Below are 2,340 nucleotides of genomic sequence, written 5' to 3'. Positions count from 1 at the left end.
GAGGTGACGTGACGTGACGCAGTCCGACCGCAGGCGCAAGCGGCCCACCATGAAGGACGTCGCCCGGGTCCCGTGATCGGCACAAATGATCTGAGTGCGATCGCGGTGATGGAGCACATTCGCGAGGCCGGGCTGCGCATCCGGGGGACATGGCGTCGTCGGCGTCGACGACCTCCCCGAACGACCTGCGTTTCCAAGGGGAGGACCCTGAACCAGCTCCTGGGGGACGCCCTCCTGGCCGAACTCGAGTGGCGCCGAAGGATTCGTGGTGATCGAGGGTGAGACGGAAATCGCCAACCACAGCACCGCCGACACAAGCGTGATCGAGCCCGGCGCCGGCGTTCGGCTGTTCGCAGCCCGGTCGAACACCTGGCGGACGATCGAGCGGCTCCGCAAGCCTTCCTTCCACGTGCGAACCCCGGCAGGAAGCGGCGTCGTCGGTCGGGGTCGAGATGCTTCGTATCTCGCACAACGACGTGGCCTACGACCTGCCGGGTGTTCGCTCTCGAGGGTGGCCGCCCAACTCGTGATCAGGGAGAGGGTCGGTGGTGGCCGACCGGTCGTGGCCGTCAGGAGTGCGGGCTGGGGACATCGGTGGCCTTCTTCACCGCGTGCCCGTCGAACTGGTTGCGCAGCGCCGCGATCGCCTTCACGGCGGGGGAGACGCCCTGGTGGGAGGCAAAGCGTGCGAGCAGCGAGTCTGCGACCAGCGGTGAGGCCTCCACGAGCTCGCAGCGCTCGGTGTGGGCCTGCAGCTGGGCGCCCGTGGTTCTGCTATTCCACCGGCTTCCAGCGCTGGCCATCTAGTGGCTCCCAACGACGGAGTGCGTCAAGTAGCGTCTCGGGCTCGACCCCGTCGAGAACGAGGCTTCGGTCGGCTGGACGGATGAATCCCTCGCCGACGGCGTGGTCGAGAAATTCGAGGAACTTCTGGTAGTACCTGGCGGTGTTGAGCAGGCCTGTCGGTTTGGTGTGCAGTCCGAGTTGTGACCAGGTCAGAGCCTCGGCGAACTCCTCGAGTGTGCCCAACCCGCCCGGTAGCGCCACGAAGCCGTCGGCGAGTTCCACCATCTTTGCCTTGCGTTCGTGCATGGACTCGACGACGTGCAGCTCAGTGAGGCCCGTGTGGGCCATCTCCTCACCGACCTGGTGCTCGGGAATGACCCCGATCGCTGATCCACCGGCGTCGAGGACGGCATCTGCGAGCACGCCCATGGTTCCGACGCTGGCGCCGCCGTACACGAGCGTGACGCGCTCCTTCGCCAGGAGGCGTCCCAACTCTCGCGCGGCGTGGACATAACCGCTATCTCTGCCGGTGTTCGATCCGCAGAAGACGCACAGGCTGTTGATCGCTACCATGGTCCCGATCCTTCGGTGTCGCTTTTGTCTACCAATGACTGGTGCTTGGCCACGACAGGGCCGGCTGATGCAGGTTCGCCTTCGGCCCGTCTCGTAGGCATGTGGTGCCCCTTTGGGCCCGGGAGGACGTCCCGGTGGCGGGAGTTTCGTTCATCGCCTCCCCGGACCCGATCCCAATGATCACTCGGCCCGGGTTCAGCGCGCCGAGAGTGCCGAAGGCGTGCGCCACGATCGACAGGGCTCGACACAACGTCGGGATGAGCACGACGGTAGCCGGAACCGCGCGGGAGGCCGCCACACCCGGTACGTCGAGCCAGGCAGCGCGTTCGGCGCCTGGACACCGTGGTGACGCCAGGGCTGGAACCGATCGGAGACCGGGACGGTGTCAGGCCGAGGTCCTCGGCCTCCACGTCGGTGCGCTGTCGAGAAGCTGGCGGCCAAGGCGTAGGCGTCGCGGATGTCGTCTTCGTGTCGCGGATCGAGGGCAGCCACGTGTCGGGAAGACGCATGGCACCTCCGCTGAAGCACACGGTCGCGTACTCACCTCGGTCGCCGATGTCGGCGAACACCTCGCGCCCGCTGTCGATCCGGGCGGACGCGGCGTCGATCTCCTCCTCGCTGACGTCGGCCCACAGCGGAAGCATCGGCTCCCAGAAGGCGACGCCACTGAACTCGCCGCGAACCCACGCACGTTCGATCGGTCGGCGGCCTCGAACGTGCCGAGGTGCCTGGCCGGCTCCACCGAGCCGGCGCTCGGGGGAAGCGTTCCGTCCATGTCGATGATGTGCGGGTGTCGGCCATCGGCTCGAGGTCTCCCAACCGGGATGGCGCCGTCGTGGCCCGGGGGGTGGGCCACGACGGCGCCTTGGCCTGCAGTGGTTCGCACCGCAGCGGGCCTCGGTCAGGGCCGGGCGGTCACGGCGGTCTCGTCGGAGACGGTGCGCATCTGACCGACGTGGTCGATGTAGTAGGACTCGGGGA

Annotated in this window: 1 protein-coding gene and 1 pseudogene; both read right to left on the bottom strand. The window is 67.6% G+C overall.

Going from position 1 to position 2,340, the window contains the following annotated elements:
• Positions 1–569: 569 nt before the first annotated feature.
• A pseudogene (locus PSD17_RS20555) lies at positions 570–695 on the bottom strand (6-phosphogluconate dehydrogenase); the annotation flags it as partial.
• 79 nt (positions 696–774) lie between these two features.
• A complete protein-coding gene (locus PSD17_RS20550) occupies positions 775–1,359 on the bottom strand; it encodes an LOG family protein (protein WP_013674328.1) in 585 nt (194 codons plus the stop codon).
• Positions 1,360–2,340: the final 981 nt, after the last annotated feature.

This window comes from Pseudonocardia sp. D17 (genome assembly GCF_036984265.1).
GTDB lineage: Bacteria > Actinomycetota > Actinomycetes > Mycobacteriales > Pseudonocardiaceae > Pseudonocardia > Pseudonocardia benzenivorans.
The sequence above is the reverse complement of the archived record's forward strand: the minus strand, read 5'-3'. Positions and strand labels throughout refer to the sequence as shown.

What these genes read in the sequence shown, in the direction of transcription:
- PSD17_RS20550 (WP_013674328.1), bottom strand. Translation starts at nt 1,359, where the DNA reads ATGGTAGCGATCAACAGCCTGTGCGTCTTCTGCGGATCGAACACCGGC.